Consider the following 23,928-nt stretch of genomic DNA (forward strand, 5'->3'; position numbering starts at 1 on the left):
CGCGGACGGCTGGAGCCGGGTCGACGGTCCGGCGGTCGTGGAGGTCGTGGAGCCATCCCGAACGTCCGTGTCGGTCACCCCGGTCGGGTTCCTCGGCGTGGCCACGGCCGGCGTCCGCCGTGGGCGGTCCGGTCGGCGCCGGCGCGGCCGGCTCGGCGGCCACCGTTCGAAGGGGGAAGGGCGGTCCCGGCCTGCCGGGCGGGCCGGGGCGACGAGGCGCGGGGCAGGGGTGGTCCCGGGCCGCGGCCGGGTTGCGGCGGCTGCTGTGGCTGGTCGTCCTCTCCGTCTCCGGTGGGGTCCAGCGGCGCGGGCGGCTCCCGCGTGGGGGCTGTGTCGTCGTCGCCAACCACTCCTCGCATGCCGACACCCCCGCGTTGCTGGCCGCCCTCGACGCCGGTCACACTCCGGCCATCGGCGCGGCCGCCGACTACTGGTTCGACTCGCCCTGGCGGAGCCGGATCTGCCGGGTGTTCGCGGCGGGCTTCCCGGTCCGCAGGACCGGCGGTGGCATGACCGACCTGCTCAGCCGGGTCGACGAGCTGCGCGCCGGGCGCGCGGTCGTGCTCTTCCCCGAGGGGACCCGAGGCCAGGACGGCGAGCTGGGTTCCTTCCACCGCGGTGCCCTGACGCTCGCCGAGCGGGCGGGCGTCCCCGTCGTCCCCGTCGGCATCACCGGCACCGACCGGCTGCTGCCCAAGCACGGCAGACTGCGCCCGGCGCTGATACGGGTGCGGATCGGGACGCCGCTGCCGCCGGGGGCCACACCGCAGCAGGCACGCGCCGCTGTGGCGGCCCTGCGGGCCGACCCCGACACCGGGTCGGTGCGGGACTCGGCGCTCCGCCGCCGCGTCGCGGCGGTGGCCGTGGGACGCTGGGGGCTGCCGCTCGCCTTCGCCTGGGCCGTCGCCGAGGCGCTCAGCTGGCCGCTGATGCCGGAACTGCTGCTGGCCGTCGTGTGCGCGGCGGCCCCGCGCAGGGCGTTCACGCTGTCGCTGGCGGCACTCGCCGGCAGCCTGGTGGGCGGATTGCTCGCGCTCCACCTCGCCGCCCACGGGGTTCGCATGCCGGCCCCGCTCACCACCGACCGAATGCGAGCCGAGGTACGCCACGAGCTGTCCGTCGAGTCGGCGGCCGCGGTACGCCACCAACCGTGGAACGGCATTCCGTTCAAGGTCTACGCGGCCCAGGCGGGCCGCGCCGGAGTTCCGGCCACCACATGGCTGGCCGAGTCCGCACAGGCGCGCGGCACCCGCACCCTCACCGTCGGCCTGGCCTTCGGCGCCTTCGGAGCCGTGGCGCACCGTTTCCGCCGCCACTACCCGGTCTACCTGGCGCTGCTGGGTTGTGGGTTCGCCACCGGCCTGTCCCTGATCGTCGCCGGCTGGCGCTGACGACGGGACCCCGTGGCTGCTGGTACGGGGCCGGCGCGGACCGGTGGAGCGGACGGTGTCACGGCTCGACGTCCTGGGTGCTCCACACCTCCCACTCGGCGCGCGGCCGGCGCGGGGGGATTCCCAGGAGGGCCGTCGGCCACGTCACCGGCCTCACCGGCGGCGATTCGGGCCTACCGGCGAGCGTCTCCGTGCGCTTCGCGCCACATGGACCAGAGCGTCGGACCGCCCCCGGGTACCTGGATCTCGCCCCGCACGGTGAACCCGAACCGCTCGTAGAAGCCGATGTTGGACTGCTTCGACGATTCGAGGTGGGTCGGCAGTCCGGCCGCGTCCGCCTTGGCCAGGCCCGAGAGCAGCAGGGCAGCGCCGTGGCCGTTGCCCTGGGCTGCCGGGTCGGCGCCGAGCACCGCCAGATACCAGTGGGGTTCCTGCGGGGTCGCCTCGCCGACCAGTTCCAGCATTTCTCCCAGCCGGGCCACGTGCTCACCCAACAGCCCGTCGATGACGGCCAGCGTTTCCTCGTCCGGGTGCTGCTCGGCCGTGCCGGGCGGTGTCCAGAAGGCCGCTGCCGCGTCGGTGCGTTCACAGTGACCGAGTGGGCCGTACTTGTGCGTGAGCATGACGTCGAACCACTGGGCGAGACGGTCCGCACGCCCTTCTTCGTCAGGGAAGAACCACAGCATCATCGGGTCGTCCGCGAAAGCGCGGGCCAGGGTGCGTGTGATCTCGGGAGTGTCGCCGGTCTCGATCGACGTGGGTGCGTGAGGTGACTGCATGCGGTGAACGTAGCTTCCAAGATCTTTCCAGCGCATCGGTCGTTCTACCGATGAGTCAGGCCCCTGGGGGCGACCGTTACGGAGCACGGTCGGCGGCCGGATCTCGCCGGTCTCTGTTTGACGGCCGGATTTCGGGTAGCCGCAACACCGAGGCTGATATGGCAGACACACACGATGAGACCGGCGAGAAGACGACGGTCGGCGGCCCGTCCCCCGCGGCGCTGTTACGTGCGGGATGCGACCAGCTCACCGAGCTGACCGGAGTGCGACCCGAATCGGTGGTCCGTTTTCAACGGACCGATGACGGCTGGCTCCTGGAAGCGGAGGTGGTGGAGGTGGCTCGGGTGCCGGAGACGATGAGCCTGCTGGGACTCTACGAGATCACTCTCGACCCGGACGGGCTCCTCACCGGCTACCGCCGCGTCCGGCGTTACGAGCGCGCCCGTGGCGAGCGCCTCTGACCGGCCGGTCTCCGAGAGGGATGACACACCGACATGACCGTGGTGACCACAGAACGGACCGGTGGCGGAGGCGGCAGCAGCGGCCTCTACGACGTGCTGGAACTCGTCCTCGACCGTGGGCTGGTGATCGACGCGTTCATCCGCGTCTCCCTGGTCGGCATCGAGATCCTCAAGATCGACGTGCGCGTGGTGGTGGCGAGCGTCGACACCTACCTCCGGTTCGCCGAAGCCTGTAACCGGCTGGACCTGGAGGCCGGACCGCGCCAGCCCGCGGGGCTGCCCGACCTGGTGGGCGACGCCACCGAGAGCGGCGCGCGCGACAAGACCAAGGGTGCGCTGGCGGGCGCCGGACAGGCGGTCTCCCAGGCGACCCGCGGTATCACCGACACCCTGCGCGGCCGTGACCGGGAGCCGGAGGAGGCGACCGCCTCGGACGACACCGGCAGCCGCGCCGGCTCGCGCCGGGGCACCGCAAGGAAGTCGGGTGAGAGCGCATGAACACCTATGTCTACGGCATCGTGTCCGGCGGCCACCCCGAGCTGCCCTCCGGGCTCGCCGGGGTCGGCGACCCGCCCCGCCCGGTGCGTGGCGTCCGCGCGGGCGAGCTGACGGCGCTGGTCAGCGAGTGCCCGGAAGGTCTTCGGCCCCGGCGCCGGGACCTGCTGGCCCATCAGCGGGTGCTCACCGAGGTGGGCCAGACCCGCACGGTGCTGCCCCTGCGCTTCGGCAGCGTCTCGGCCGGTGAGGGGGACGTCCGTGAGGTGCTCGCCTCCCGCGCCGAGGACTACCGGGAACGGCTGCGGAGGCTGGACGGCCGCACCGAGTACAACGTCAAGGCGGCGCACCAGGAAGACCTGCTGCTGCGCCAGCTGCTCGACGAGGAGCCCGAACTGCGGGGCATGGCCGCGGCGAACCGGGCGGCGGGCGGCGGCTCGTACGAGGCACGGCTGCGGACCGGGGAACGTGTGGCCGAGACGGTCCGCGACCGCGAGGAGCGGGACGCCCGGTTGATCACGCAGACGCTGTCACCGCTGGCCGAGGAACACCGGATGGGGCCGGAGAGCGGCGGCTGGTTCGTCAACCTCTCGCTCCTGGTGCACCGGGACGACGCGGAGCCGCTGGCCGACGCGGTCGCCGGCCTGCGGAGCGCGCACCCCCGGCTCGACCTGCGGCTGAACGGGCCACTGCCGCCGTACAGCTTCGTGGAACCGTGATCATCTCGCTGGTCGGCTGGGTGCTGCGGCAGGTGGTCGCCGAGGCGGAGCGCGAGTACTACGACCCCGCGCGCGTCCGGCGGGAGCTGGCCGCGCTGGAGCGGCAGCTGGCCGAGGGCCTGATCGACGAGAAGGAGTTCGAGCGATGCGAGGACGCGCTGCTCGACCGCCTGGAGGAGGCGCACGCATGGACGCACGAGATCCGCTGACCGCCCCCCGCACCCCGCCCCACCGCCCCGATCCGGCCCCTGGGCCACGAGCCGGCGGCCGGCTCCGCCAACCTCGCCGACATCCTGGAGCGCGTGCTGGACAAGGGTGTCGTCATCGCCGGTGACATCCGCGTCAACCTGCTCGACATCGAACTGCTCACCGTCAAACTGCGGCTCGTCGTGGCCTCGGTCGACCGGGCGAAGGAGATGGGGATCGACTGGTGGGAGGACGACCCGGCCCTCTCCTCCCGCGCCGGGCGGCGCGCCCTGGACGCCGAGAACGCTCGGCTGCGCGCGCGGCTGGCGGAGCTGGAGGCCGGCGGCGGCGCCCGCGTCACGAGGGAGGACATGACCCGGTGAACACCATGGACCCACGACCGGAGGACGCCGCCGCGCCACGGCGGGAGGAACTGCGGTACGTCTACGCCATCACCCGCGACCACGACCCCGCGACCCCCTGGCCGGAGCCCCTGCGGGGTGTCGCGGGCGGCCCTGTCCTCGCCGTCCGGCACGCCGGCCTCTCCGCGCTGACCGGGCCGGTGCCGGCGGCCGAGTTCGGCGAGGCGCCCCTGCGCGCCCGGCTGGAGGATCTGCGCTGGCTGGAGGAGGTCGCCCGCGCCCACCAGCGGGTGGTGGACACCGCGGCCCGCACCGCCCGCTGCGTCGTGCCGCTGCGCCTGGCCACGGTCTGCCGTGACGAGCCGGGGGTGCGGCGCCTCATGGCCTCCGGCCGCGACCGCTTCACCGCCGCCCTGGACCGGTTGGACGGAAGGGTCGAATGGGGCGTCAAGGTGTACGCCGTGACCGGCGCCGACACGTCCGCGGAACAGATGACCGCCGGACCGTCGACGGGACGGCGGGAACCCCTCGAGCAGCGGGCGGAACCGGCACACAGCACGAGCCGTGGCACGGGCCGGGGCCGTCAGGCCACCGAGGAGCGATCCGGTCGGGAGTATCTCCGCAGGCGGAGTGCCGAGCGCAGGGCGCGCGACGAGCGGTGGCAGGCCACCCGGGACAGCGTGCGCCGGGTCTACGAGACGCTCACCCCCCTGGCCGATGCCACCCGTCTGCACACCCCGCAGGCCGCCGAGCTGTCGGGCGTGGTCGACCCCCACATGCTCAACGCCGCGTTCCTGGTGGACGGCACGGACAGCGCGGCGTTCGCCACCCGGGTCCGGGAGCTGGACGCGGGGCTCCCCGCCGTCCGGGTGGAGCTGACCGGCCCCTGGGCGCCCTACTCGTTCCTCTCCACCGGCCCCGCGGACCCGCCGCCTCCCCAGGCCCGGCCCGCAAGCGGCGGCGGTGCGGCGGCGCGATGACGACCGGCACCCTTCCCGAACAGCGGATCGCCCTGGTCGACCTGCTGGACCGACTGCTCGCGGGCGGTGTCGTCATCACCGGCGACCTCACCCTGCGTATCGCCGACGTGGACCTGGTGCGGATCGATCTGCGGGCCCTGGTCAGCTCGGTGAGCGCCGCGGTGCCGCCCCCCTGGGAGGAACCGTGAGCCGACGGCTGGAGCTGGACCAGGACACCGTCGAACGCGACCTGATGCGGCTGGTGCTGACCGTGGTGGAGCTACTACGTCAGCTGATGGAGCGTCAGGCGCTGCGCCGAGCGGACGCCGGCGACCTGACCGACGAACAGGAGGAGCGCGTCGGCCGCACCCTGATGCTGCTGGAGGACCGGATGGAGCGCCTGTGCGCCGACCACGGACTGCGGCGCTCGGACCTCAACCTCGACCTCGGGCCCCTGGGAACACTGCTGCCCCGGGAGCACGGAGCGGCCCCGCCCCGGGAGTGAGCGCGCGCACGGCCGAACACCGGGGCCGCGCCGCGCGAAGCGGCCGACGCGGGAGGAGGCGCCAGGGCTCGCCGCCGCCACGGCACCCCGCGGATCGGCCCGCACCAGACACCCTCGCCACTCCGGTCGGCTACGCCGACTACCTCGCCGGCTCGCCGCAGAGGTGGCCACGACCGCGACCTGTGCGCAGCGGACCAAGGGCGCGACACTGGACGCCTCACGGTCGCTCCGCAGCAGACGCTGCGGCTCGTAAGGCGGACAGCGAGGGCGAGGGGGAGAGAATGAATGAGGGGTTATCTCTGGTAGCGGCTATCGGTGCAATGTTCACACCGCGGTACGTGTTCGGAACGTACCCGCCGTCCATTCAGGCAGCCCGTGCGGTCCGCGGATCACTTCTGCTCTTCGTCACATTCTTCGCCGAAGGGCTGAGATGGCCTGACCTGGACAAGTCCTTCAGGAGTGCCTGGGTGACCGCAGGAGTCCTGGCGGTGGTGATTCCGCTGGCGTGCCTCCTTCTCATCGCCGCGGCACCGCCCGGGCGTCGCGCCTGGACGGCACGTTGCGCGATGCGACCGCTGGGCACGATAGTCCAGGCCGCGGTCTTGTTGGGCGCGCTGTGGTGGTCCGGAGAGGCACGGCGCGATCATGCCGTTGACGTACGGGCCGAACACGGGCTGCGTGGCGCGGCTGCGCACGCTGTTCCTCCAGTACGTCTCCGGGTCCTTCGGCCAGCCGCCGGCGGGCCAGCCGCCGTCACCGCACATGTAGATCGCCCCGCCCACCATGCTGTCCGCCAGGTCGGGTGAGGAGAGCAGTGCCAGCATGGCGGCGAGTTCGGGGCCGGGTTCGACCGACTTCCCCGCCGCGGCGCCGACCAGGTCCCGTACGATCGCGGCCAGCGCGGCATCGTTCTCCGTGTGCTGGATGGGCTGCTTGAGCAGCATCCGCAGAACGGGCGCGTTGAGCCGCTGCCCGCCGATGTCGACCGGCCGCCGCTCGGCGCGCTCCAGCAACCCCTGGACGGCGGCCCGCACCTGGGCGGCGGTACGACCGAGTCGGTAGGTGTCGTGGCGCCGGGCGGTCCACGCGGCCCAGGCGTCGAGCGCCTCCTCGGTGGGCCTGCCGGAGCGCTGGAACAGCTCGTACTGCGTGGCCGTCGGGTCCGTCGACGAGTCGATGACCATGCGGTCGGTGCGGCGCGGGAACATCTGGGTGTAGACGGCGCCCAGGTCGGCGCCGTAGGAGACGCCGTAGTAGGAGAGCTTGCGCTCGCCCAGGGCGGCTCGGATCACGTCCATGTCCCGGGCGACGTTGCGCGAGGAGGCGTGTGGCAGCAGCGCCTCGTTGTCCCCGTGCTCCCGGCAGCGCCGCGCCGTGTCCCGTGCGGCCCGCACCGACGCCTCGAAGTCCGCTCGGGCGGATGTCGACGGCCCGGGCGGGGTGGGCGGGGGTGCCGGGGCGCACCTGAGCGGGGAACTCTCCCCGAGGAACCGCGGGTCGAAGCCGATCAGGTCGAAGCCGTCCGCCGCCTCCTTCAGCGCGGGACGCAGCGCCAGGGTGGTGGCGAGCCCGCTGCCGCCGGGACCACCGGGGTTGGACAGCAGGATGCCGCGCCGGTGGGCCGTGTCGGCGGCCTTGACGCGAGAGATCGCGATCCGGATCGTACGGCCGCCGGGGGCGGAGTAGTCGAGCGGAACGGTCACCCGCGCGCACTCCGCGCCCGCGGCGTTCAGCTCCTTCTGCGCCTCCGGGCACCGCCCCCAGGCGAGCCGCTGGTGCTCGTAGGCCGACAGCGGCCCAGGTGTCCGGGAGGGTGCGGCCGGCGCGGGCGCGGCGCCGGTCAGCAAGCCGGCCAGGCTCAGGCCGATCGAGAGGGTGGACGTGAGGCCGCGCATCGTGCTCCTTGGATCGGGAGATCGAGAAGGAAGGGCTCACCCGACGCTAGGAGCGGGGACGGCGGCGGAACATCGGGCCACCTGGCCGATGTCCACGGGGGCTAACCCCCGGCCGGCGCCGGGGCCCGCGCCGCACTCGTCCTCGACGGACAGCGAGTCGACACCGCGCTGCCGCTCTCTCAGCGACGGGAGGTGGAGCGCGTGGGGGGAGCGATGCGCACCCGCTTCTCGGCGGGCGCGTTCTCGATGTCGTCGAGTTGCGCGATGATCGTGCCGCGCAGGTCGTCGTAGTCCTCGAAGGAGTAGTCGTTGAACAAGGTGTAGCCCGTCCACATCAGGTTGGCGCACACCCGTGCCGGCACCCGGCCGGTCTGGGCGCCCATGCCGACCAGCGCCACCGACGCGATGCTGCCCGGCGCCTCCTTGTTCTGCCGGTGGATCGCCTGGAACGCGGCGGCGCAGGCCAGCGCCACGTTCAGGGTCTCACTCACGTTCTGCGCGGAGCCCTCCATCGTCGGCGTCGATATCAGGAACCCCGGGTTGACCGCGCCGGACGGAACACAGACCGCGCTTCCCACCGGGAGCCTTCCGGCGAACCGGTCGCGGATCGCCCGCTGCACACGCAGTTGGATGCCCGCTCCGAGATGCCGCTTGATGGCGGCGTCGACCCCGCCGTCCATACGGCCGCGGGAGTTGGTCGGGGTGACCCAGGCGTCGACTTCCTCATCGAGGATCGAGCCCTTGCGGATCTCGATCTCGGGGGTGTCGGCGAACGCCGCCCGCCACGCCTCCACCACGCTCGTGTTGATGTCGGTCAGGACCACCCTCAGCGGCGCCTGCACCTGGTTCACGGTCATAATCCACTCCCAATCGAGAGACGTTTGCCTCCATCGCTCACGACGCTACCGCGCCCCACTGACAGAGCCGTTGCGGAGGCTGTTCGTGACCTCTCGTCACGATTGCCAGCCAACCCACCCGGTGCTAGCCTGCCGCCAGATTTCCGCGGGTCACGCATGGGGACCCCGCCACCGTCGACGAGAGTCCGCCGGCCCAAGTGAACGGCGCCTGGGGCGCCTTGCCACCGTTTTCAGGACTTTCGCATGGAAATCGACTACTCGCTGATCGTGCTCCACGCACGCTGTGACCCTTCGGAGTTCCTCCACCATGAGCGATGCCAACGCGCCCGCCACGCCCGACCCGAATGACCCGCTGGCCCTCGCCGAACTGTTCAAGGGCGGCGGTGAACCATGGCTTCCGCTGTTGAAGCCGGTCATCGAGGCGCAGCCGAACGCGGCCTCGTTCATCGGCGCGGGCCGCGGCCCGGAGGTCGTCCCCGTCCGCGAACTGACCTTCCAGGCGCTGAAGCCCCATCCACCGCACAAGTGGAAGGTCGTCATCTTCGGGCAGAACCCGTACCCGCGGCCGGAGAGCGCCACCGGCATCGCCATGTTCGACAACACCTTCCATGACTGGAAGGACAGCCAGTTCGGCAGGGTCGTCAGCATCCGCTGCATCATCAAGGCAGCGGCGATGTGGAAGTACGGCATTCCCAAGAAGACCCCGATCGCCGATATCCGTGCGCTGTTGAAGAAGCAGGACACCGTCCAACCGCCGGAGTGGTTCCAGGCGATGCTCACGCAGGGTGTGCTGCTGCTGAACGCGGCACTCACCGCCAGCAGTGACGCGGCGCGGGGAGACGACCGGCACACCGTGTTCTGGCGTCCGGTCGCCGAGCGGATCGTCGAGGAGATCCTCAAGGCCAAGCAGAACGCCGACGAGGAGGACCGGGGTGTCGTCTTCGCCTGGTGGGGGGCTCACGCGCGCCATCTGAAAAAGGTCGTCTGTCGACTCCAGGAGAAGTACCCCGACGTCGAGGTCCGGCATATCGACCACCCCAATCCCGCGGCGCAGGGTGATGTCTTCTGCGAGGGCGACCATTTCGGAATGGTGAACGAGGCCCTCGCCTCGCTGGGCGCCGACGAGATCGACTGGTTGCCGAGCAAGGGATGGAACAAGGTCGCGACGGAGTCCGGTAGGACGAACGGCGACATAGCCGATCGCATGGGAGCGTTTATCGCGTCCACCATGGAACTGCACCAGCTTTACCTCGAACGGCTCGCCAGCGTCAAAGACGAGGGGCTTGTCCTCCCCGCGATCACCGGCGTGTTCGACACCCCGCTCATGGAGTTCCGCGACGCCGTCACCCCGGTCGCCGAGCTGCTGTCCGGCCTCGACCGGCACGTCATGCTGTCGCACGAGTTCGGCAAGAGGCGGGCGGACGAATTGTCCGGCGACCTGTCCGCCGATGCGATCGCCGCGCTGTATCTCTATACCTGTGAGTCGGCTTTCTACCGGGAGATCAACGCCATTCTGCGCTCCCCGGACCGGAGCAAACTCGTCCCCTACCTGCCTTATCTGCGGCTGTTGTTCTCGGCGGTGTCCCAGCTTCCCGCTCGCACCGAGCCGTTGTGGCGTGGGGTGCCGCTGGATCTGCGTGCGCAGTACCCACTCGGGCGGACCGTGACCTGGTGGGGCGTTTCCTCGTGCACATCCAAGGTCGGCGTGGCGCGAGGGTTCCTCGGCGGCCGCGGCAAGCGGACGCTCTTCGAGGTGCGCCCCGTCCGTGCCGTGGGCATCCGCCGCTTCTCCGCGTTCACCGACGAGGAGGAGTTCATCCTCTCGCCGGGCACACAGCTCAAGGTGACGGGTGTCAGAGCCGAGCGCGGCGGCCTGTGCACGGTGCAGCTGACCGAACTGGAAGAGCAGACTCTCGTGTCCTGAGCAGGCGCCGGGACGACGGCTCACCGGGCTTCGCGCGGCGCTCCGCGACCGGGGCCCGGCCCTCCGTCAGGCGATCGAAGGAGAGCCCGTCTCCTCTCGGCCGGTCGGCATGCGGGACCAGAGGGTCCAGGGGAGGCGGCCTGATCGCTGGCATCGGCGCAACATGCCAGGGGGCACTACTTGCACTTAGTTCATGTACTGCTCTAGCTTCACCCTGTGCCGACAGTCGATCGTGGACGTGCCGAAGCGGCCCCGCCTTCCCGGGCGAGGCCCTTCGTCACCGTGGTGGCGGACCGGGCCCTCCCCCGGTCGCCGTCGTCAGTTGCTTCGTGCGCGCCACACCGCCAGGGAGGTCAGGAGCGTGAGAAGCGCCCCGACCGCCAGGACACCGCTGAGCGCCACGTGGTCGGCGACGAGTCCCCCGGCCAGGGCGCCGAGCGCGATGGCGAGGTTGAACACGGAGGTGTTCAGGGCGGTGGCCGCCTCGGTGGCCTCGGGGGCCGCCTTGAGGATCCACGTCTGGACGCTGACCGGAACACCGCCGAAGGCCAGTCCCCATACGAGCAACAGGGCCGTCCCGCCGATCGGGTCGCGGCCGACGATCGGGAAGGTCGCCAGGACGACGGTCAGCAGGGCGCTGATGGTGATGACGGCCGTGCGGATGTCGCGCCCCGCGGCCGCGCCGGCGAGGAAGTTGCCGATGATGCCGGCGATGCCGAAGCCGAGCAGAAGCGGCCCGACCGCGGCCTCGTCGATCCCGGAGAGGGTCCGCAGCGTCGGGCTGATGAAGGTGAAGGCCATGAAATGGCCGCTCACCAGGAGAAACGTGGCGATGACACCGGTGCGTACGACGGGGTTGCGGAACTGCTCCGGCAAGGCGCGAAGCCGTACGGCCTGGCTGGCGGGCATGGGGGGCAGCAGGACGAGCAGGGCGACGAGGATGAGCACGCCGAGTGCGCCCACCACCACGAACGCCGTGCGCCAGTCCGCGAGGTCTCCGATCAGCGTTCCGGCCGGCACGCCGAGCACGTTGGCGGCCGTCGCGCCGCCGAAGACGACCGAGGTGGCCCGGGGCACGGACCTCTCCGGGACCAGACGTACCGCGAGACCGGCGGCGAGCGCCCAGAAGCCGCCGATGCTGACCCCGACGAGGAAGCGCGACGCCAGCAGGACCGCGAAGTTCGGGGCCACCGCCGACAGCCCGTTGGCCAGCACCATCAGCACGACCAGGCCGAGCAGGACGACCCGCCGGTCCAGGTGCCGTATCGCCACCGGCAGGAGCGGCGCGGTGACGGAGGCGACGAGGCCGGGGACGGTCACCATCAACCCGGCCGTCCCCTCGGAGACGTCGAGCGATCCGGCGACGGCGGGGAGGAGGCCCACCGGCAGCGATTCGACGGTCACCAGCGCGAACGTCGCGAGCGCCACGGCCGCCACGGCGAGCCATCTCGTGAGAGGCACGTGGTCGACACCGGATCTGGTGGGTACTGCGGATTCAACGATGGTCACGGTGGTGTTCCCGTCGGCAGGTGCTCGGCTGACAGCGAGGTGGTGAGGTTGAGGACACCCCCCACACTGCGACGCACCACCAAGATCAACAAGGTGCTTCTCAGGGAACGTCTGTTTAGCCAGATTCAACGAACCACGGAGGGGCAGTGCTCGAACGGCTGGAGATCGAGGCGTTCCTGACGCTGGCCGAGGAACTCCACTTCGGCCGCACGGCCGACCGCCTGCATGTGACGACCGGCCGGATCAGCCAGACCATCAAGAAGCTGGAGCGGCGGATCGGGGCTCCGCTGTTCGAACGCAACAGCCGCCGGGTCCGTCTCACCCCGATCGGGCAGCGGCTCCACGACGATCTGCGGCCGGCGTGCCAGCAGATCGAGGCCGGGCTGAGGAAGGCGGCCGAGGCCGCGCGGGGCTCCCACAGCGTGCTGCGGGTCGGCTTCGTCGGCGCCGCGGCGGGACAACTCATGGCGCAGGCGGCCCAGTTGTTCGCCGAGCGCCATCCCGGCTGCCGGGCCCGACTCAGGGAACTGCAGATCGCCGACGGCTTCCCCCGGCTGCGCGCCGGCGACGTGGACCTGCTGATCGTCACCCGGCCGCACCAGGAACCCGGCATGGCCAACGGCCCGGTCCTGTTCTCCGAACCCCGGATGCTCGCCGTGTCCTCCCGGCACCCCCTGGCGCGCCGACGCACCGTCTCGCTGGAGGATCTCACCGCGGTCAGACTGCTCCAGGTGGCCCAGACCGTGCCCGGCTACTGGCGCACCGAGCGCACACCCGCGCTGACACCCGACGGACACCCCGTGGAGGTCGGCCCCGGCTTCGAGACCTTCCAGGAGGCGCTGACCCTTATCGGCGCCGACCAGGGCGCGTTCGTGGTGGGCGCCCAGGCCACCCGCTACTACGCCCGCTCCGACATCGCCTACATCCCCTTCAGCGACGCCCCTCCCCTGGAATGGATCCCCACCTGGCTGGCCACCAACACCACGACCACCATCCACTCCTTCAACCGGGCCGCCCAGGACGCGGCCTCCCGCGACGGCGAAGCGGTCGACGACATGGGCGTCTGACGGCTCGCCACGCCGGCGCCGAGCCCGATGAACCGCTACCGTCGGCCGGGTGGAGCTGCTGCTCATGGCCGACACCCATCTGCCCACACGTGCCAAGGCCCTGCCGCCCGAACTCCTCGACCGGGTGCCGCGCGCCGATGTCGTCATCCACGCCGGGGACTGGGTCGACACCGCCACACTGGACCTGCTCCAGACCCGCGCCCGGCGGCTGATCGGTGTCCACGGCAACAACGACGGTCCCGAGCTGCGGGCCCGGCTGCCGGAAGTGGCCTACGCGGAGCTCGACGGCCTACGGCTAGGAGTCGTGCATGAGACCGGCCCGGCCCAAGGGCGCGAGCGTCGCTGTGCCCAGCGCTTCCCCGACCTGGACGTGCTCGTCTTCGGCCACAGCCACATCCCGTGGGACTCCGTCGCGGACCAACGGCTGCGCCTGCTCAATCCGGGCTCGCCGACCGACCGGAGGCGCCAGCCGTACCGCACGTACATGACGGCGCGGGTGTCGGCAGCCCGGCTCGTCGAGGTGCGACTGCACCGGCTGCCCGAGCCCCCCGACTAAACCGTATAGCGGGCAGGGGGCCTTGCCGCAAGACCCCCATACGGGGCGAAAATCGCTCCTCGAAGCGGCCGGGGGTCCGCCGCGAGACGGGAGCGACATGCGTTTTCTGTTGTCCACGATCGGGTCACGTGGAGAGGTCCAGCCAGTCGTGGCGCTGGCCATGGAGTTGACGGCGAGGGGACAGGAGGTCGTGGTGTGTGCGCCCCCCGACTTCCGTGCCTGGGCCGAGTCCTGGGGGATCGCGTACGTGCCCGTCGGGCCCGAGCTGCGCGGCACCGCGAAGCAGAGCGCCGGAGCCGTCCCCACACCCGAACAGCGGCGTCAGATGATCGAGGGCACGATGGCCGCGCAGTTCGCGGCGGTCCGCGGGGCCGCCGAGGGGTGCGACGTCATCGTGGGAGGCGGAGCGCTGGCCGTCGCCGCCCACTCGGTCGCCGAGCACCGTGGCATCGGCTATGTCCACGCCGCGTTCGCCCCGATCACACTGCCGTCCGCGCACCACGCCCCGCCGGTCTTCGGGATGCTCGGACAGAAGCCGGCGGACGGGCCGGTCGACCACCGACGGCTCTGGGCCGAGGACGCCGAACGGTGGAACACCCTGTGGGGCGCGGCCCTCGGCGCGCAGCGTGGCGCCCTCGGGCTGCCGCCGCTCAAGGACGTGCGCGGCCACCTGTTCACCGACAGGCCGTGGCTGGCCGCGGACCCCACCCTGGCCCCCTGGCCCCGGCCGTCCGACCTGGACGTGCTCCAGACGGGAGCCTGGGTGCTCGCGGACAACCGCCCCCTGGCTCCCGAGCTCGAGACGTTTCTGGACGCCGGCGAGCCGCCCGTCTACTGCGGGTTCGGCAGTGCCCGCGCGCCCGAGAACATCGCCATGACGGTGATCGCCACGGCTCGCGCGCTGGGGCGGCGCGTCATCCTGTCGAGTGGCTGGGCCGGCCTGACCCCCGTGGACGACGAGCCCGACTGCCTGTCGATCGGCGAGGTGAACCAACGGGCGCTGTTCCCGCGGGTCGCCGCGGTGGTGCACCACGGCGGCGCCGGCACCACCACCGCCGCCGCGGCGGCGGGCACCCCGCAGGTGGTCGTTCCACGGATGTTCGACCAGTTCTACTTCGCCCACCGCGTCGAACACCTCGGCATCGGCAGCGCCCACCCCTCCAGCCCACCGACCGGCGACTCGCTGCTCGCCGCCCTCCGCCACGCCCTCGATCCCGAGGTGTCGCGGCGGGCTGGAACCATCGCCGGCGAGGTGCGCGCCGACGGCGCGGCGACCGCCGCCCGACGACTGATCGACATGCGCTGACAGGGCCTCCCGACCCGCCGGGCCGGTGCCCGCGCCCGGTCCGAGGAGGGCCGTCCGTAGGGCTGGGCGCCCTGCCCTCGCCGCGGACGTCTCATCTCCCGCTCGCCCGGAGCAGGCGCTCTCCCAGGGACGCCAGGTGGTCGACCAGGGCGGCGGGCCCGTGGACCTGGAAGTCGCAGTCCACCAGGGCGAGCCGGACGGCGAGCCACTCCAGGGAGTCGGAGGGGGTGGCCCGCAGGCGGCAGGAGTGGTCACCGGTCGGCTCGGGGGTGCCCAGCGACGCGGGCAGGCGTGCGGCCACGTAGAGGGCCGGGGCGGCGAAGGAGACGTCCAGGTGGTGTTCCGGGGCGAGGCGGGACATCGAGCGGCGCAGGTACTCCGCCGCGTCCTCGGCGGGCAGGGGTCGCGGGGTGAACCGTGCGCCGGTCGGGAACGGTTCGCCGACCCGGTCGACGCGGAACGTACGCCAGTCCTCGCGGTCGAGGTCGTAGGCGACGAGGTACCACCGGCGTCCGGTCGACACCAGCCGGTAGGGCTCGACCTGTCGGCGGCTCACGGTGCCGTCGCCGGCGCGGTAGGGGAAGCGCAGCAGTTCGTGTCCGGTGACCGCCGCCGCGATCGCGGTGAGGGTGTGCGGGTCGACCGTCGCCCCGTCTCCGCCGCCCACCGTCAGCGGCAGCGTCGCCGTCTGGAGCGCGGTGAGACGGTGCCGCAGCCGCGCGGGCAGCACCTGTTCCAGCTTGGCCAGGGCTCGTACCGACGCCTCCTCCACTCCCTCGACCGCGTGGCCCGCGCCGGCCCGCAGACCGACGGCGATGGCCACGGCCTCCTCGTCGTCGAGGACCAGCGGCGGCATGGCCTTCCCGGCGACCAGGCGGTATCCGCCCTCCGTGCCCATCGTCGCCTGCACCGGGTAGCCGAGCTCGCGCAGCCGTTCGATGTCGCGCCGAACGGTGCGCCGGCTGACGCCGAGCCGCTCGGCGAGCTCACCACCGGGCCACTCGCGCGGGGTCTGGAGGAGGGAGAGCAGGGTCAGCAGCCGTGCGGATGTGTCCGTCATGACACCAAGGATCGCGCGGATCTAGGACACGATCCGTCCTACATCGGACCTAACGTCATCGCCATGACTTCAGCAAGCCCCGTCGTGCCCGCACCCGCGCCCGTGACCGACCGGCGCCGTTGGTTCGCGCTCGCCATCGTGATGACCGCGGCGTTCATGGACCTGGTCGACGTCACGATCGTCAACATCGCCATCCCGAGCATCCAGGAGGACACCGGCGCCTCCTTCAGCGCCATCCAGTGGATCACCGCGGGGTACGCCCTGGCGTTCGCGGCCGGGCTGATCACCGGCGGCAGGCTCGGCGACATCCACGGCCGTAAGCGGATCTTCCTGCTCGGCATCGGCGGCTTCACGATCGCCTCCGCGCTGTGCGGCCTGGCCGCGGGCCCGGAGATGCTCGTCGGCGCCCGCATCCTGCAGGGCGCGATGGCCGCCCTGATGGTTCCGCAGGTGCTCTCGATCGTGCACGCCACCTTCCCGGCCCATGAGCGCGGCAAGGTCTTCGGCATGTTCGGCGCGATCGTCGGGCTCGGCTCGGTCTCCGGCCCGTTGCTGGGCGCCCTGCTCACCCAGTGGGACCTCTTCGGTCTCGCATGGCGACCGATCTTCCTGATCAACCTGCCGGTCGGCATAGCCGGCCTGCTGCTGGGGCGGAAGTACATCACCGAGTCCAAGGCGCCCTCGGCGCTGCGCCTCGACCTGGTCGGGGTGGCGCTGGTCACCCTGGGTCTGCTCATGCTGGTCTACCCGCTCACGCGCGGCCACGAGCTCGGCTGGCCGGCGTGGGGCTTCGTCTCGATGGCCGGCAGCCTGGTCGTCCTCGGCCTGTTCGTGGCGTACGAGCGGCACAAGACGCGCAAGGACGGCTCCGCGCTGGTGGAGCTCGGCCTGTTCCGGGTGAAGAGCTTCGCCGCCGGGATCGCGGTCCAGCTGGCGTTCGGCGTCGCGTGCGGCATCTTCTTCCTGGTCTGGACGCTCTACATGCAGATCGGTCTGGGCTGGAGCGCGCTGCGGGCCGGCCTGACCGGCATCCCGTTCTCCCTGGCGGTCTCGGTCGCGGCGGGCGTCTCGGTGCAGAAGCTGGTGCCGCGGTTCGGCCGGAAGGTCCTCCAGACGGGTGCGCTGGCCATGGTGTGCGGTCTGCTGCTGTACATCTGGGAGGCCGGACGGTACGGGACCGGCATCGACTCCTGGCAGATGGCCCTCCCGCTGCTCGTGATGGGGGCCGGGATGGGGCTGATCGTGGCGCCGCTGACGGACGCGGTGCTCTCGGAGGTGCCGCGCGAGCATGCGGGTTCGGCGTCCGGCCTCATCAACACCACCATGCAGATGGGCAACGCGCTGGGGCTGGCGCTGGTCTCGGTCGTCTTCCTGGCCGCGGTCGACGAGGGCGACATCACCGGCGGGCGGCAGGCGGCGGGAGACGCGTTCACCGAGGCGTTCCAGCACTCCCTGTGGTGGGTCATCGGGGTCCTCACGGTCATCTTCCTCCTGATGTCCGCGCTGCCCGCGCGGCCGAAGCAGCACCTGGAGGGCGCGGCCGACGGCCCGGGGAACCCGGCCGACGCCGCGGAGGGCACGGTCGACGCCCCGCGGCGGGCGGCCGGCGCCAGGGAGGCCGGCGACGAGACGCCGGCCGAGTCCCGGCAGGAGCCGGCTCTGGCCCCGTAGCCGGTATCGACTCCACCGCCCGCGGGCGGGGCACACCGCCCCGCCCGCGGGCGTACCGGCCCACCCCGGCCGCGGCGGTCTCGGGGTTACGGCGCCATCTCGTAGGCTCCCGCCAGTGCCTCGACGCGCTCCCAGACACGTGCCGAGCGGGCCTCGTCGACGACGGGCCGCCGGACCGCGCCCAGCGCCCAGCTCTGCTGCTCCGGGGTGGCGGAGTCCTTGCCGTGCAACTCGACGGCGTACGCGGAGAAGTCGCGGACGAGGACGGCGAACAGCTCGTCGAGCACGTCCCCTTCGAGGCCGGTCAGCTTGGCCTGCTCCAGGATCAGCTGGCCGTGCACGACCAGCGCGAAGAGCTGTCCGACGGCGAGCAGGAAGTCCAGGTCGCGGCTCTGCGCCTGGTCGGGGGCGGCGGTGGTGACGAAGTCGCAGAGGGCGTCCGCCTGCTCCCGGAAGCGGGCGACGTTGGGCACCTCGGCGTACGCGTCGAAGGCGGGGCGCCAGTCGTGGAAGCGGATGGAGCCCAGGCCGCGGGCGGGTCCCTGCTGGAAGAGGAAGGCGTCGTCGGCCGCGTCGAGGCGGGTCGGCACGGGCGCGTACTCGGCCGGGTTCAGCAGGTGGTTGCCCATGAACTTCAGGATCAGCGCGAGATTGACGTGGACCGTGCCCTCCAGCTTGGGCAGTCCCCGGATCTCGGTGGCCGCCTGGGCGAAGTAGGTGTCCTTCTCGAAGCCCTTGGCGGCGATGACGTCCCACATCAGGTCGATGACCTTCTCGCCCTCCGTGGTCACCTTCATCTTCGTCATGGGGTTGAAGAGGAGGTAGCGGCGGTCGTCGGGGCCGGCGGTGCGGAAGTAGTCGACGGCGCGGTCGCTGAACAGCTTCATTCCGACGAGGCGGACGTAGGCGTCGGTCAGCTCGCGGCGCACGTGCGGGAAGGCGGTGACCGGGCGGCCGTAGAGGATGCGGTGGTGCGCGTGGGTGACGGCCTCGTACATCGCGTGCTCGCATATGCCGATGGACGCGGTGCAGAGGTTGAACTTGCCGACGTTGACGGTGTTGAGGGCGGCGTCGAAGGCGGCGCGGCCGGTGTGCAGAACGTCCTCGGCGGCGACCGGGTAGTTCTCCAGGCGGAACTCGCTGACGTACTTCGACGAGTCGACCACGTTCTTCACCAGGTGGTACGCCTCGTGGCGGCTGTCGGCGGCGAAGAAGACATAGCCGTCCGGGCCCTCGATGTCGGTGCGGCGGCCGAAGACGGAGACGAGCCCGGCGGCGTTGCCGTTGCCGATGTAGTACTTGGAGCCGCTGGCCCGGAAGCCGCCGTCGCCGTCGGGCTCCAGCAGCATGTCGGTGGAGTAGATGTCGGCGCCGTGGGTCTTCTCGGACAGCCCGAAAGCGAACACCTCGCCCTGGGAGAGGAGCTCAGCGGCGCGGGCCCGAGCGGTGGCGTTCTCGCTCTGCCAGACCGGGCCGAGGCCCAGGATGGTGACCTGCCACGCGTACCAGTAGTCGAGTCCGTAGAAACCGAAGATCTCGTTGAGGGCGGCGATCCGGGCGGTGTCCCAGCGCTTGTCCTGCTGTCCGTCGGCGGCGGACGCCGGGGTGAGGAAGGTCGCGAACAGCCCTTCCTTGGCGGAGAAGGCGAGGAAGTCCGCCAGCCAGGCACGCGAGCGGTAGTCATCGATCAGCTTGCGCTTGCCGCGGTCCTCGAACCAGTCGACGGTGGCGCGCAGCAGCCTGCGGGTCTCGGGGTCGAAGTGGGCCGGGTCGTAGGTGCGCGGGTTGAACAGCAGCGGGTCGGACATGGAGGTTCCCTTTCCGGCATGAGGGTGCGGCTATGGGCATGAAGGGTTCGGGCAGGCCGGGGCCGTGCGACGCCGACCGGACGGAGAGGCGGCCCGCGAGCGCCGGTTCAGCGCTCCGGACGGAGCCGGTGGAGCGTGGCGAGTACGTCGTCGAGCCAGGCGAGCATCATCCGCTCGTAGGCGATGCCGCCGCGCAGCACGACGTGTTGGAGCTCCTGGCCGGCGGTGGGTGCCGGGGGTGCGTCGGGTCCGGTGAAGTCCCGTCGCTCCCCCGCGAGGTACTTCGCGAGCCGGTCGGTGTGCGTCTGGCGGTGCCGCTCGACCTCGCGGATCAACGCGGCCGGGTCGTCGAACGCCGCGCCGCGGATCTTCACGGCGAGGTCGTGCCGGACGCTCTCCAGCTCGATCGGCTCATGCAGCCACTCCGAGAGGGCGGCCCGCCCGAGGTCGGCGACGGAGTATTCCTTCTTGTCCGGCTTGCCCTGCTGCGGCACCTCACGGACATCGACCCAGCCGTCGCTCTCCATGCGCTTGAGAACGCGGTAGATCTGCTGATGGGTGGCGGTCCAGAAGTATCCGATGGACCGCTCGAACCGCCGGGCCAGCTCATAGCCGGAGCCCGGCTTCTCCAGCAGGGAGACGAGAATCGCGTGCTCGAGCGCCATGCCGCGATCCTTCTATGCAACTCGTTGCATAGACAAGAGGCCCCGCCCGGGTGAGACACGGCTCACCCCCGCTCGGGCGGGATCATGCCGCGGGGCCGGCCGACGCGCGCCAGCACGGCGCGCCGTCGGCCACGGCCACGGCCACGGCGAACGCGAACGGCCGCCGTGTCCGTGCCGGGCTAGCCGATGCCCGGAGCGGGTTCGGCGAGGAGGTCGTCGACGATCCGCAGCCGGGTCTCCGGAAAGTACTCCTCGACCGCGTCGCGCATCAGCGCCAGGCCCTCCGGGTCGGGGGTCGAGCAGCGCTCCCGCGTCTCGGCGTCGGGCCAGCGGGCGTAGGCGGCCCAGGTGCCGTCGTCCGCCTGGTGCAGGCGCGACCCGTAGCTGCCGCACTGGGCGTGGATCGCCCGGGTCACCCGGTGCCACCCGTCGACGAACTGCTCCTCCTTGCCCGGGCGCAGCCGCCACCGGTAGATCACTGCGAACATTCCCGAGTCCCCTTGTTCTCGGTGCGTGACCTGGTCGGTTCAGGCGCGCTCGGCGAGGGCGCGCTGCCAGACGGGGCTGTCGACGTAGTGGTTGTCGTAGAGCTCCGAGGAGTCCTTGATCTCCTGCGGGCTCGCCTCACCGCGCATCACCCGGCCGAGCAGCCGCAGATAGTCGAAGCGGGGCATGCCCGGGGTGAAGACGAAGAGGACGTCGGCCTCGGCGCCGGGGGCCGCCGCGAAGGCGTGCGGGGTGTGCGGCGGAACGAGCAGGAAGTCACCCGCTTCCAGGACTGTCAGCTCCTCGTCGAGCAGCACCTCGAGCGAGCCGCCGATCACGAAGAACATCTCCGAGGCCCGGGTGTGGAAGTGCGCCGGCGCACCGACCGCGCCCTTCGCGAAGGTGGAACGGTAGCTGGTGATCGGGCTGCCGGCGGTTCCGAAGTCGGCCAGCAGAGTCATCACGCTGCTCGGGTCGCTCGTGGTCTCGGCGTCAGCGGCGCGGGTCAGGATCGGGGCGAAGGTCTTCTGCGTGTTCATGATGATCATTCTAGGGAGAAAGTGACCACCCCATCGGGTGCAATGCGGGTGAGAACACATGGGTCAATCCGGCCCGCCGGCGCCCGGCTCGACGGGCGGGTGGCTCGACGGGCGGGTGGCTCGACGGGCGGGTGGCTCGACGGGCGGGTGGCTCGACGGGCGGGTGGCTCGACGGGCGGGTGGCCCACCCGCGGCCCACGGCTTCCCGCCCGTGTGATGCGGGCGGGTGGCATGGGAGGCCGCCGCATGGCGCGGAGCGTAGACGCGGTAGCCGTGTGGCGAGCGCTCGGCCGGCGGCAGAATCCCCGAAGGGTCACCCGCCCCCCTCCTCGGCCCTGACGGCGCGCATGCCACGGAGGACGATGCGCAGCCCCTGCTCGAAGCTCGCGTCGCCCGCCAGACCGAGGAGGTCGCCCGCCGCCCGTGCGGTGAGCGGGAAGCGTTCGGCGTCGATGCCGTCGGCGATCCGCTCGGGCGCGTACGGGTTGTCGTCGCCGTACGCGGCGCTGGAGTGGGCCTGTTCCTCGATGGTGTAGCCGATCGTGTAGTGCAGGACCGCGGTGAAGCCGTGCGCCGCCTCGCCGAGCGTGAAGCCCGCGTCCAGCAGGGTGCGCAGGTTCTGCTCCGACACCCCCTGCACAGCCGGGTGGTTCACATAGGTGCCGGCGAGGACCCGTGCTCCGTCGCGGTAGTTCAGCATCACCCGTCGCAGGTGCCTGGCCCAGTCGGCGAGCCGGTCGGCCCAGTCCAGGTCACCCCGGGGCGGCTCCAGCCGCTCGGCCGCCTCGACGTAGACGAGGGTGGCCATCGCGTCGAGCAACTGCTGCTTGTTCTTGATGTGCCAGTAGAGCGTGGGGGCTCGCACGCCGAGTTCCTGGGCGATCAGGCGCATGGTGAGGCCGTCCAGGCCGGCGTCGTTGAGCAGTCGCAGAGACGTCCGGGCGATCAGCTCAGAGTTGATCTTCATTCCACTCCCCCACTCTCTTCGACCACTTGACACTCTAACATCGTTAGAGGAAGTCTCTAACGGCGTTAGAGACATGCACGCCCTGAAGGAGGGGGACACGAATGACCGACCTGGACGCACGGGCGGATGTGGTGATCGCGGGGGCCGGACCGACCGGCCTGATGCTCGCCTGTGAACTGCGGTTGGCCGGCGTCGACGTGGTGGTGGTCGATCGGCTCGCCGAACGCGCCGGCGAGTCACGCGCCGGCGGGATGCACGCCCGGACCATGGAGGTACTGGACCAGCGGGGCGTCCTCGACCGCTTCCTGGCGGCCGGCACACCGCGCTCGATAGGCCACTTCTCCGGATTATGGCTGGACTTCGACCGGTTCGAGACCAGGCACCGCCAATCGCTGATGATTCTGCAGACCGCCATCGAGCGTCTCCTGGAGGAGTGGGCCACCGAGCTCGGCGTACGGGTGCGCTGGTCCGCCGAGGTGACCGGGATCCGCCAGGAGGGCGCCGGTGTCGAGGTCGAGCTGCGCACGCCCGAGGCGTCCCGCACGACACTGCGCGCCCAGTACCTCGTGGGCTGCGACGGCGGGCGCAGCGCGGTACGCAAGCTGGCGGGCATCGACTTCCCCGGCACCCCGGCGACGCTGAGCGCGATGCTCGGCGACGTCGAACTCGCCGAACCACCCGGGGAAACCGTGTTCATGCGGCGGCGCCCGGAGGGCGACTACTCGGTGATCGCCTTCGAGCCGGGCTGGTACCGGGTGATCACCTGTGAGTACGACCGGCTCCCCGACCGCGAGCGGCCGGTGACGCCCGAGCGGCTGCGGGAGTCGCTGCTCAGGGTGGCGGGCACCGACTTCGGCATGCACAACCCGCGTTGGGTCTCCCGGTTCGGCGACGCCGCACGGCAGGCCGAGCGGTATCGGGCGGGCCGGGTGCTGCTGGCGGGCGACGCGGCGCACATCCACTACCCCGCCGGCGGCCAGGGGCTGAACCTGGGGGTGCAGGACGCGGTCAATCTGGGCTGGAAGCTCGCCTCGGTGGTGCGCGGCCGGGCTCCGGAGTCCCTTCTGGACAGCTACCACGCCGAGCGTCACCCCGTGGCGGAGCGGGTACTGCACAACACCCGGGCGCAGTCGGCGCTCTCACGCCCGGGCGCGCAGACCGACGCACTGCGCGACGTGCTCGCGTCGCTCATCGAGTTCGACGACGTCAATCGGCATCTCGGCGGCATGATCACCGCGCTGGACATCCGGTATCCGTTCGGCGACGGCCACCCGCTGGTCGGCCGCCGGGTCCCCGACGTCGAGCTCAAGACCGCCGGTGGCGCCACGCGCGTCTTCGAGCTGCTGCACGCCGCCCGCCCCGTGCTGCTCGACCTCCGCGGCGACGGCGAGAGGGCGGGCGCCGTCGCGGGCCGGGCCGATCGGGGCGAGGTGGCGGACGCCGTCGCGGGCCGGGTCGATCGGGATGAGGTGAGGGACACCGTCGCGGGCTGGGCCGATCGCGTCGACCCGGTGACGGCCGAGTGCGGGGACGGCCGTTGGGCGGTCCCGTCCGTCGGCGAGGTGACCGCCCCGGCCGCGCTCCTCATCCGCCCCGACGGCCATGTCGCCTGGGTGGCGGCTGCCGAGGCCGCCCCTGACACCATCGCCCTCCGAACCGCCCTCGCCACCTGGTTCGGCCCACCCGCGGCCGCCAACCGGCCCACCCCTGAGGTCACCCGGTGACGTCAGCCCCCTGACGAAACCCGTGGAGGCCGGGCCG

General features: G+C 71.8%; 25 protein-coding genes. 15 read left to right on the forward strand and 10 right to left on the reverse strand.

Translation table 11 applies throughout. The features are described from left to right. Positions 1 to 191 precede the first annotated feature (191 nt). A complete protein-coding gene (locus LRS74_RS01680) occupies positions 192 to 1,391 on the forward strand; it encodes a lysophospholipid acyltransferase family protein (RefSeq protein ID WP_347178188.1) in 1,200 nt (399 codons plus the stop codon). A 173-nt stretch (positions 1,392 to 1,564) separates the two neighbouring features. Here the strand turns inward: LRS74_RS01680 and LRS74_RS01685 are convergent, their stop codons facing one another. Next, positions 1,565 to 2,170, reverse strand: a complete 606-nt coding sequence (locus tag LRS74_RS01685; RefSeq protein ID WP_277739261.1) for a GNAT family N-acetyltransferase — start codon at positions 2,168 to 2,170, stop codon at positions 1,565 to 1,567. 158 nt (positions 2,171 to 2,328) lie between these two features. Between LRS74_RS01685 and LRS74_RS01690 the strand changes: the two genes are divergently transcribed. Genes LRS74_RS01690 through LRS74_RS01725 form a run of 8 tightly spaced genes read left to right on the forward strand, consistent with a single transcriptional unit; the run spans position 2,329 to position 5,857 of the window. Continuing rightward, on the forward strand, positions 2,329 to 2,631 hold the full coding sequence (locus tag LRS74_RS01690) for a gas vesicle protein (RefSeq protein ID WP_277739262.1): 303 nt from the start codon (positions 2,329 to 2,331) through the stop codon (positions 2,629 to 2,631). Between the two features lie 33 nt (positions 2,632 to 2,664). Beyond that, positions 2,665 to 3,129 (forward strand): gas vesicle protein GvpJ, encoded by a 465-nt coding sequence (gene gvpJ / locus LRS74_RS01695; RefSeq protein ID WP_277739263.1) that lies wholly within the window; start codon positions 2,665 to 2,667, stop codon positions 3,127 to 3,129. Continuing rightward, complete coding sequence (locus LRS74_RS01700) at positions 3,126 to 3,845, forward strand: GvpL/GvpF family gas vesicle protein (RefSeq protein ID WP_277739264.1); 720 nt, start codon at positions 3,126 to 3,128, stop codon at positions 3,843 to 3,845. Before gvpJ ends, LRS74_RS01700 begins: the two co-directional genes overlap by 4 nt. Before the next feature lie 2 nt (positions 3,846 to 3,847). Beyond that, positions 3,848 to 4,054 carry a gas vesicle protein GvpG gene (locus tag LRS74_RS01705; RefSeq protein ID WP_277744556.1) on the forward strand — a complete coding sequence of 69 codons (207 nt, stop codon included), beginning with the start codon at positions 3,848 to 3,850 and terminating at the stop codon, positions 4,052 to 4,054. Between the two features lie 30 nt (positions 4,055 to 4,084). After that, complete coding sequence (locus tag LRS74_RS01710) at positions 4,085 to 4,414, forward strand: gas vesicle protein (protein ID WP_277744557.1); 330 nt, start codon at positions 4,085 to 4,087, stop codon at positions 4,412 to 4,414. A 5-nt stretch (positions 4,415 to 4,419) separates the two neighbouring features. Next, positions 4,420 to 5,373, forward strand: coding sequence for a GvpL/GvpF family gas vesicle protein (locus LRS74_RS01715; protein WP_277744558.1), 954 nt, complete (start codon positions 4,420 to 4,422; stop codon positions 5,371 to 5,373). Beyond that, entirely contained in the window at positions 5,370 to 5,561 is a 192-nt protein-coding gene (locus LRS74_RS01720; RefSeq protein WP_277739265.1) for a gas vesicle protein, read from the forward strand. Before LRS74_RS01715 ends, LRS74_RS01720 begins: the two co-directional genes overlap by 4 nt. Continuing rightward, positions 5,558 to 5,857 carry a gas vesicle protein K gene (locus tag LRS74_RS01725; RefSeq protein WP_277739266.1) on the forward strand — a complete coding sequence of 100 codons (300 nt, stop codon included), beginning with the start codon at positions 5,558 to 5,560 and terminating at the stop codon, positions 5,855 to 5,857. The genes LRS74_RS01720 and LRS74_RS01725 overlap by 4 nt, the downstream gene beginning before the upstream one ends. Before the next feature lie 389 nt (positions 5,858 to 6,246). Here the strand turns inward: LRS74_RS01725 and LRS74_RS01730 are convergent, their stop codons facing one another. Both LRS74_RS01730 and LRS74_RS01735 read right to left on the reverse strand, forming a co-directional pair. Further along, entirely contained in the window at positions 6,247 to 7,752 is a 1,506-nt protein-coding gene (locus LRS74_RS01730) for an alpha/beta fold hydrolase (protein ID WP_277739267.1), read from the reverse strand. Positions 7,753 to 7,931: 179 nt separating this feature from the next. Continuing rightward, a complete protein-coding gene (locus tag LRS74_RS01735) occupies positions 7,932 to 8,609 on the reverse strand; it encodes a macro domain-containing protein (RefSeq protein WP_277739268.1) in 678 nt (225 codons plus the stop codon). A gap of 307 nt (positions 8,610 to 8,916) precedes the next feature. Here LRS74_RS01735 and LRS74_RS01740 point away from each other — a divergent pair, with 307 nt between their 5' ends. Continuing rightward, the gene (locus tag LRS74_RS01740; RefSeq protein WP_277739269.1) at positions 8,917 to 10,533 is read left to right on the forward strand and encodes an ADP-ribosyltransferase domain-containing protein; all 1,617 of its coding nucleotides are present in this window, start codon (positions 8,917 to 8,919) and stop codon (positions 10,531 to 10,533) included. A 318-nt stretch (positions 10,534 to 10,851) separates the two neighbouring features. On the opposite strand, the gene LRS74_RS01745 is transcribed toward LRS74_RS01740, so the two are convergent. After that, on the reverse strand, positions 10,852 to 11,994 hold the full coding sequence (locus LRS74_RS01745) for an MFS transporter (protein ID WP_277739270.1): 1,143 nt from the start codon (positions 11,992 to 11,994) through the stop codon (positions 10,852 to 10,854). A gap of 194 nt (positions 11,995 to 12,188) precedes the next feature. On the opposite strand from LRS74_RS01745, the gene LRS74_RS01750 reads away from it, so the two are divergent. The 3 genes from LRS74_RS01750 (at position 12,189) to LRS74_RS01760 (ending at position 14,971) form a co-directional block, all read left to right on the forward strand. After that, entirely contained in the window at positions 12,189 to 13,109 is a 921-nt protein-coding gene (locus LRS74_RS01750) for a LysR family transcriptional regulator (RefSeq protein WP_277739271.1), read from the forward strand. 49 nt (positions 13,110 to 13,158) lie between these two features. Continuing rightward, on the forward strand, positions 13,159 to 13,665 hold the full coding sequence (locus LRS74_RS01755; protein ID WP_277739272.1) for a metallophosphoesterase: 507 nt from the start codon (positions 13,159 to 13,161) through the stop codon (positions 13,663 to 13,665). Positions 13,666 to 13,762: 97 nt separating this feature from the next. Continuing rightward, on the forward strand, positions 13,763 to 14,971 hold the full coding sequence (locus tag LRS74_RS01760) for a glycosyltransferase (RefSeq protein WP_277739273.1): 1,209 nt from the start codon (positions 13,763 to 13,765) through the stop codon (positions 14,969 to 14,971). 91 nt (positions 14,972 to 15,062) lie between these two features. On the opposite strand, the gene LRS74_RS01765 is transcribed toward LRS74_RS01760, so the two are convergent. Next, complete coding sequence (locus LRS74_RS01765) at positions 15,063 to 16,031, reverse strand: YafY family protein (RefSeq protein ID WP_277739274.1); 969 nt, start codon at positions 16,029 to 16,031, stop codon at positions 15,063 to 15,065. Between the two features lie 63 nt (positions 16,032 to 16,094). On the opposite strand from LRS74_RS01765, the gene LRS74_RS01770 reads away from it, so the two are divergent. Further along, positions 16,095 to 17,702: an MFS transporter gene (locus tag LRS74_RS01770; RefSeq protein WP_277739275.1), complete on the forward strand. Its 1,608-nt coding sequence runs from the start codon at positions 16,095 to 16,097 to the stop codon at positions 17,700 to 17,702. Between the two features lie 86 nt (positions 17,703 to 17,788). Here LRS74_RS01770 and LRS74_RS01775 read toward each other — a convergent pair whose 3' ends face one another. From LRS74_RS01775 to LRS74_RS01795, 5 genes are all read right to left on the reverse strand, one after another. Beyond that, on the reverse strand, positions 17,789 to 19,510 hold the full coding sequence (locus tag LRS74_RS01775) for an acyl-CoA dehydrogenase family protein (protein ID WP_277739276.1): 1,722 nt from the start codon (positions 19,508 to 19,510) through the stop codon (positions 17,789 to 17,791). A 107-nt stretch (positions 19,511 to 19,617) separates the two neighbouring features. Beyond that, positions 19,618 to 20,175 carry a PadR family transcriptional regulator gene (locus LRS74_RS01780; protein WP_277739277.1) on the reverse strand — a complete coding sequence of 186 codons (558 nt, stop codon included), beginning with the start codon at positions 20,173 to 20,175 and terminating at the stop codon, positions 19,618 to 19,620. A 179-nt stretch (positions 20,176 to 20,354) separates the two neighbouring features. After that, positions 20,355 to 20,663, reverse strand: a complete 309-nt coding sequence (locus LRS74_RS01785; RefSeq protein WP_277739278.1) for an antibiotic biosynthesis monooxygenase — start codon at positions 20,661 to 20,663, stop codon at positions 20,355 to 20,357. A 39-nt stretch (positions 20,664 to 20,702) separates the two neighbouring features. Further along, a complete protein-coding gene (locus LRS74_RS01790) occupies positions 20,703 to 21,200 on the reverse strand; it encodes a cupin domain-containing protein (RefSeq protein ID WP_277739279.1) in 498 nt (165 codons plus the stop codon). 313 nt (positions 21,201 to 21,513) lie between these two features. Continuing rightward, the gene (locus LRS74_RS01795; RefSeq protein WP_277739280.1) at positions 21,514 to 22,167 is read right to left on the reverse strand and encodes a TetR/AcrR family transcriptional regulator C-terminal domain-containing protein; all 654 of its coding nucleotides are present in this window, start codon (positions 22,165 to 22,167) and stop codon (positions 21,514 to 21,516) included. A gap of 101 nt (positions 22,168 to 22,268) precedes the next feature. Between LRS74_RS01795 and LRS74_RS01800 the strand changes: the two genes are divergently transcribed. Then, a complete protein-coding gene (locus LRS74_RS01800) occupies positions 22,269 to 23,891 on the forward strand; it encodes an FAD-dependent monooxygenase (RefSeq protein WP_277739281.1) in 1,623 nt (540 codons plus the stop codon). Positions 23,892 to 23,928: the final 37 nt, after the last annotated feature.

Origin of the sequence: Streptomyces sp. LX-29 (assembly GCF_029541745.1) — a bacterium.
In the GTDB taxonomy this organism is placed as follows: Bacteria; Actinomycetota; Actinomycetes; order Streptomycetales; family Streptomycetaceae; genus Streptomyces.